Annotated in this window: 6 protein-coding genes, 1 pseudogene and 1 riboswitch; of the genes and pseudogenes, 6 read left to right on the forward strand and 1 reads right to left on the reverse strand. The window is 31.0% G+C overall.

What is annotated here, in order from left to right; genetic code table 11:
* A pseudogene (locus tag O3884_RS08825) lies at positions 1 to 952 on the reverse strand (hypothetical protein); the annotation flags it as partial.
* Positions 953 to 1,281: 329 nt separating this feature from the next.
* Positions 1,282 to 1,379: riboswitch (TPP riboswitch) on the forward strand.
* A gap of 143 nt (positions 1,380 to 1,522) precedes the next feature.
* Here O3884_RS08825 and tenA point away from each other — a divergent pair.
* From tenA to O3884_RS08855, 6 genes are all read left to right on the forward strand, one after another.
* Positions 1,523 to 2,203, forward strand: a complete 681-nt coding sequence (tenA, locus tag O3884_RS08830; RefSeq protein WP_371453002.1) for a thiaminase II — start codon at positions 1,523 to 1,525, stop codon at positions 2,201 to 2,203.
* Positions 2,204 to 2,206: 3 nt separating this feature from the next.
* Positions 2,207 to 3,004 (forward strand): bifunctional hydroxymethylpyrimidine kinase/phosphomethylpyrimidine kinase, encoded by a 798-nt coding sequence (gene thiD, locus O3884_RS08835; RefSeq protein ID WP_371453004.1) that lies wholly within the window; start codon positions 2,207 to 2,209, stop codon positions 3,002 to 3,004.
* 2 nt (positions 3,005 to 3,006) lie between these two features.
* Complete coding sequence (gene thiM, locus O3884_RS08840; protein ID WP_371453006.1) at positions 3,007 to 3,789, forward strand: hydroxyethylthiazole kinase; 783 nt, start codon at positions 3,007 to 3,009, stop codon at positions 3,787 to 3,789.
* 2 nt (positions 3,790 to 3,791) lie between these two features.
* On the forward strand, positions 3,792 to 4,424 hold the full coding sequence (gene thiE / locus O3884_RS08845; RefSeq protein ID WP_299324646.1) for a thiamine phosphate synthase: 633 nt from the start codon (positions 3,792 to 3,794) through the stop codon (positions 4,422 to 4,424).
* Positions 4,425 to 4,602: 178 nt separating this feature from the next.
* Positions 4,603 to 5,373 carry an alpha/beta fold hydrolase gene (locus O3884_RS08850; protein ID WP_371453008.1) on the forward strand — a complete coding sequence of 257 codons (771 nt, stop codon included), beginning with the start codon at positions 4,603 to 4,605 and terminating at the stop codon, positions 5,371 to 5,373.
* Positions 5,374 to 5,845: 472 nt separating this feature from the next.
* Positions 5,846 to 6,703 (forward strand): MetQ/NlpA family ABC transporter substrate-binding protein, encoded by an 858-nt coding sequence (locus tag O3884_RS08855; RefSeq protein WP_371453010.1) that lies wholly within the window; start codon positions 5,846 to 5,848, stop codon positions 6,701 to 6,703.
* Positions 6,704 to 6,712: the final 9 nt, after the last annotated feature.

A 6,712-nucleotide genomic window follows, 5' to 3' on the forward strand; every position in this document is an offset into this window, starting at 1 on the left:
GATCAGCTTCAGCTTTTTGAGCTTTTTCTTTTTCAAGTCTTTCTTTTTCAGCTTGAGCTTTAGCAGCAGCTTCTTTTTCTAATCTTTCTTTTTCAAGACGATCAGCTTCAGCTTTTAGAGCTTTTTCTTTTTCAAGTCTTTCTTTTTCAGCTTGAGCCTTAGCAGCAGCTTCTTTTTCTAATCTTTCTTTTTCGATACGTTCTTTTTCAGCTTTTTCTTTAGCTAGTTTTTCTGTATCTACTTTAGGTACAGTTATTGTTTTTGTTGTTAGAGAACTTAAATCGTATTTAAGAATCATACGCTGAGTACCTGCACCTGGGAATATAGACTCCATAACCGGTACAAATACTTGAGTGAATGTTTCTAGTTTATTGTTGGCGTCGATTTTATTTTTATCTACATTGTAAGATAAAGTTTTTGGATAAACCTTACGTCCAGGGAATTTTTTCTTGTATACATCTATAAAAGCATCTTTTTCATTTTCTGAATAATTTTCAATGATTGTTGTATCTTTAAAATCACTATCTTTTATCTCTGAACGAGTTGCATGAGTCTTATTACCGTCATAATATTTTAAATCCCCTAAATATCCACTAAACCCAATTTTTTCAATTGGTTTAAAAGTGACATTAACAGAGTATTGTCCATTTTTAACTACTAGTTTTGTTTTTTCAGTATCTAATCCAGATGCAGCCATTGATTCTTTATCTTCTTGCGAGAAGTGCAGAGCTTCTACATTCTTTTTCTCACCTACTGACTTTATATCGTATGTACCATCTGGTAAGTTCTTAATATCTTGAGGAACTGTTTTTGTTTCTACATCGCTTTGAGTGTTATTAGCAGTTGCTGCAACTTCAGTAGCGAATGCATTGTGATCATAAGATTCTATTGCTGCGATTGCAGTGAAAATTGCAGAAGCAGAAAGAACTTTTAATAATGTTTTATTCTTCATAATTATATTAATGTCTCCTTAAAAATTGAATTTTGTGATTATAAAATTTATCATTACTATTATAATACAAAGGTGTCAATTAATAAAGGGAAAAATGATAACTAATTTCATTTAAAATTTAAAATACTAGAAATTTACAATAAAGTTTCAATTTAATTTCACAAATTCGCCATATTTAGAAAGAGGTTAATTTTAAAATATAAAAAAATATTATTATAAAAAGTTCTATGATTTAAATGTAATTTATAATTATATAATTTTTGTAAACCCTTAAACTAAATTGTTGACATTTTATTTTTTCTATGCTACGATTTAAAAAGTGAATAGAGTAAAATCACTGGGGGAGCCAGTAGGCTGAGATAACATAGTTAGACCCTTTGACCTGATCTAGATAATGCTAGCGTAGGAAACGTGAATATTTTCAAAATAGAATTAATCCAACATAATTGGAAAATATACTATGAGTAATATATGTTTCAGAGTTCTCTTACGTTAGTAAGGGGACTTTTTTATTTATCATAAGTGATATTATTTTATACTAAAATTAAATATATTTAGGGGGATATACCTATGAAACTTATTACTGAAATTATGGAAGAGAAGGCATTACCAATTGTCGATAAAATATATAATGATGGATTTATTCAAGGATTAATTCGTGCTGATTTATCAGAGAAAGCAGTAGAGCACTATCTGAAAGCTGATGCACTTTATTTAGAAAATTTTAGCGATATTTATGCCATTCTTTTAGCAAAAAGTAATGATAAAGTTGAAAAAAACTTTTTCTTAGGTCAGATTAATTTTGTATTAAACGAAGAAATTGCTGCTCACAAGAACTTAGCAGATTACATAGGGAGAGATTATCAAGAAATTATTAAAGGCGGAGAGTGGTATCCATCTGCAGACCATTATATAAAGCATATGTACTATAATGCATTTGCATTCGGTATGGCAGAAACTTTAAGCGCAATGGCGCCATGTCCATGGATTTATAAAATGGTAGCTAGAAAGATTTTAGCTAATCACAATTTAGCTGAAGACCACCCACTAAAATTCTGGGTTGAGTTTTATGCTGATGGCTTAGTAGATGAAGTACTTACTGAGTATCACAAAATTATTAACCGTGAAGCTGAATTTATGAGTGAAGAAGGTAAACAAAGACTTATTAAAAACTTCTTAGAAAGTTGTGAACATGAACGTCGTTTCTTCAATATGGCTTATACACAAGAACGTTGGGATTTAGAGGTATAGGGCATGAGTAAACTAAATATTGCATTAACTATTGCAGGAACTGATCCAACGGGTGGAGCAGGAATTATGGCAGATTTAAAAAGTTTTCAAGCACGAGAAGTGTATGGAATGGCTGTAGTTACTAGTGTCGTTGCACAAAATACGTTAGGTGTTCAAATGATAAGAAATCTAGACTTAGATATATTAGAAGCACAATTAAAAAGTGTTTTTGATGATATAACACCTGATAGTATAAAAACTGGAATGATAGCAAATGCTGATATGATGAAATTAATTAAGCAGTATTTACCAAAAGATGTTCCTTATGTTGTTGATCCAGTTATGGTTGCAACAAGTGGAGATAAATTGATAGATGATGTTGCAAGAAAACATTTAAAAGAAGAGATATTACCACTAGCGACTATTATTACACCAAATGTACCTGAAGCAGAAGAGATTGTTAATTTTAAAATATTAACAGAAGATGATGTTAATCGTGCAGGAAAGTTCATTATCGATGAAGTTGGATGTAAGTCAGTAGTTATAAAAGGTGGACATTTAACAGGTGAAGCGAAAGATTATTTATTTTTAAATGATGGAACTAAAAAAGTATGGACTAGTGAAAGATTTAAGACTAATCATACACATGGAACAGGTTGTACATTCTCAGCTGTTATTGCTGCAGAATTAGCAAAAGGAAAAAGTATAATTGAAGCTGTCGATATAGGGAAAAAGTTCATTACAGCAGCAATAAAATATACACCAGAGCTAGGTCATGGAAATGGACCTGTGAATCATATAGCATTTAAAGGAGATTTATAAATATGACAAGTTTAAAATTATTAAAAGAGAAAGCACCATTAGTAATTTGTATAACAAATGATGTAGTTAAAAATTTCACAGCAAATGGATTAGTAGCACTAGGAGCATCACCAGCGATGAGTGAATATCCAGAAGATTTAGAAGATTTATTAAAATATGCTGGAGGATTATTAATTAATATCGGTACATTAACAGATGAAACTTGGAAGTTATATCAAGAGGCACTTAAAATAGCTGAAAAATATAATGTACCTGCAGTATTAGATCCTGTAGCTTGTGGAGCAGGAGCTTATAGAAAAAAAGTATCAGATGATTTAATTAACAATTACAAATTAGCAGCTATAAGAGGAAATGCTGGAGAAATTGCATCTTTAGTAGGTATAAATGTAGCTTCTAAGGGAGTTGATAGTGCTGGAGTAGATAATATTGATGAAATTGCCTTAGCAGCTAATGCTAAGTATAATATCCCTATAGTAGTAACTGGGGAAGTTGACGCTATCGCTGTTAATGGTGAGGTAGTTACTATTCATAACGGAAGTGCAATGATGCCTAAAGTTATTGGTACAGGATGCTTATTAGGAGCAGTTCTAGCAAGCTTTATTGGATTAGAGAAAGGTGAAGAATTAAAATCATTAGAAACAGCTATGCTAGCATATAATATTGCCGGGGAAATGGCAGAAAAACGTCCTAATGGACATTTACCAGGAACATTCAAAGTCGAATTTATTAATGCGTTATATGAAATCACTGATAAAGATATTGAAACATTTAAAAAGGTGAAATAATTATGTTTAATAAAGAACTATTAAAATTATATTTTATATGTGGAACTACTACTTGCTTAGGTAAGGACTTATATACAGTAGTTGAAGATGCTTTAAAAGGTGGAATAACTTTATTTCAATTTCGTGAAAAAGGTGAAGGAGCCTTAGATGGTAAGGATAAAGTAGAATTAGCAATAAAACTACAAGATCTTTGTAAAAAATACAATGTCCCATTTATTGTAAATGATGATATAGAGTTAGCATTAGAAATAGATGCTGACGGAGTACATGTAGGACAGGATGACCTAGGTGTTGATGAAATTAGAAAATTAATGCCTAATAAAATAATAGGTCTTTCTATAGGAAATGAAGAAGAATTTAAACAATCCAAAGTTGAATATGTAGATTATGTTGGTGTAGGACCTGTATATGTCACACAATCAAAAGATGATGCTGGTGGTGCTATAGGTTATGAAGGACTAGAATTGATGAGAAGATTTTTACCACAAATGCCATTAGTGGCAATCGGTGGTATTCAGACACAACATATTAAAGATGTTATGAAAACAAATGTCGATGGTGTATCTATTATATCAGCAATCTCATATTCAGATAATATTGAAAAAACTGTTCGTGAAATGATCGAACAATTCTAAAATTAGCCTCCAAAGTTTAATCATTCCTTGATAATTTTTAAGGTATGATAATAATAGTAGAACAAAGAGTTAAATTAATTTTTTGTTCTACTTTTTATTATCAATTGATAAATATAAATATAAGTTATATAATTAGTGTGAAAAAAAGAATGCTAAAATAAAAGTAGGAGGAAATTTTATGACAAATATAGTATTGATACATGGTACATGGTGTGACGGAAGTGTTTGGGGAGAATTTGTTAATGAATTAGAAAAATTAGGTTTAAATGTATATACTCCAACTCTAAGGTATCATGATTTACCTTATGAAGAGGTGGAGAAAAAGGTAGCAGATGTTAGTTTAGATGAGTTTACGGATGATATTGTAGATTTGATAGAAACTTTAGATGAAGCTCCGATTGTATTGGGGCACTCTTTAGGGGGACTTATTGCTCAGAAAGTTGCTATGAGGACAAAGACTAAGGGGCTTATTTTAATGGGAACTGCACCAGCAGCAGGAATTTTCGCTTTCTATCCAAGTATGGTAATTTGTTTCTATAAACATTTTCTACGTTGGGGATTCTGGAAAAAATCTATGCCACCTTATAAACATGCCTTCTATGATTATTGTATGAATAATCAAGATGAAGCGGATAAAGAAAGAGAATTTTCTAAATTAGTTCCGGAATCAGGTTTTACATATTTCCAAATGGCATTACCATTTTTAGATAAGCAAAAAGGTGCATATATTGATTTTGAAAAAGTAACTGAACCTGTATTAGTAATAACTGGTAGCGAGGATAAAATGGTACATCCAAATATAGCAAAAGCAACAGCAAAAAAATATAAAAATTCGACGTTAAGTATTATAGAAGGATCAGACCATATGTATGAGGCTCCGAAATATAGAGATAAAACTGTAGAAATAATAGATCAGTGGTTAAAAAAAATAATAAACAAAGAATTGTAAGAAGAGATAGTCATTTATGTAAATGAAAAAGTAAATATTCATGAATTTTCAAAAAATTTTTTAAAAAAATTCAAAAAAAGTGTTGACAATTTTATTTGCTAATGATAATATAGAGTCAAGTTAAAAATTACCGATATTCAAATAAGTACTTTATAGGAACTTTTACAGAGAGTGTGAGCAGGTGAAAGCACACAATGCAGATTATAGAGGAAAATGGTTTGAATGGTAAAAAAAGTGAGTTTTAAAACACAAGCTTTTTTCGTAGGCGTTACGTTACAAACGCACACTATCTCGTGTATATTCTAGATGCATAGACGTTGTAGTGGTAAAGTTCGTAGTTTACGAAAAAGTAAGGTGGTACCGTGAAATTAGTTTCGCCCTTATTCTCTTAGGAGAGTAAGGGTGATTTTTTTTACATAAAATTCGCAAAACCCAAAAATAAATAATAAAATCAAAAGGAGAAAATTATATAATGAAGAAATTATTATTTTTAGTAACAAGTTTCATACTTGGAATCGTATTAATTGGATGCTCAAGCGCATCAAAAACTGAGAAAAAAGGTATCGATGTTGATAAACTAGATCCTAGCAAACCTGTAACAGTAAAAGTTGGAGCTACTAACGTACCTCACGCTGTATTATTAGAGCACGTTGCTCCTCAACTTGAAAAAGAAGGAATCAAATTAGACATCATTACATACCAAGACTACTATGTACCAAACAAAACGTTAAACGATAAAGAAATCGACATTAACTACTTCCAACACGTACCATTCTTAAAAAATGCTATTAAAGAAAATGGATACAAAATTGAAGATGCTGGTGCAATCCACTTAGAGCCAATTGGATTATACTCTAAAAAAGTTAAAAACGTTAAAGACCTTAAAGAAGGTGCTAAAGTATTAGTAAGTAACAACAAATCTGAATGGGGACGCGTAATTAAATTATTAGCTTCTGAAGGATTAGTAAAAGTTAAAGATGGTGTAGACCCAGTAACAGCTACTTTCGATGATATCGCTGAAAACCCTAAAAAATTACAATTCAGCTACGAAAATGATCCAGCTTTAATGGTTAAATTCTACCAAAATGGTGAAGGTGACCTAGTTTCAATTAACGCTAACTTCGCTGTTGATGCAGGATTAAACGCAGCAACTGAGCCAGTATTAGTAGAAAAAGCTACAGACGACAACCCATACGCAAACATCGTTGTTGTTCGTGAAGGGGACAAAGACAAACTTGTTGTTAAAAAACTTGTTGCAGCTTTAAAATCTGAAGATACTCAAAAATTCATTAAAGAAAAATGGAATGGAGCAGTATTACCTGTTAAATAATTTCATTAA

This window comes from Gemella sp. 20925_1_85, from assembly GCF_041433735.1.
GTDB lineage: Bacteria > Bacillota > Bacilli > Staphylococcales > Gemellaceae > Gemella.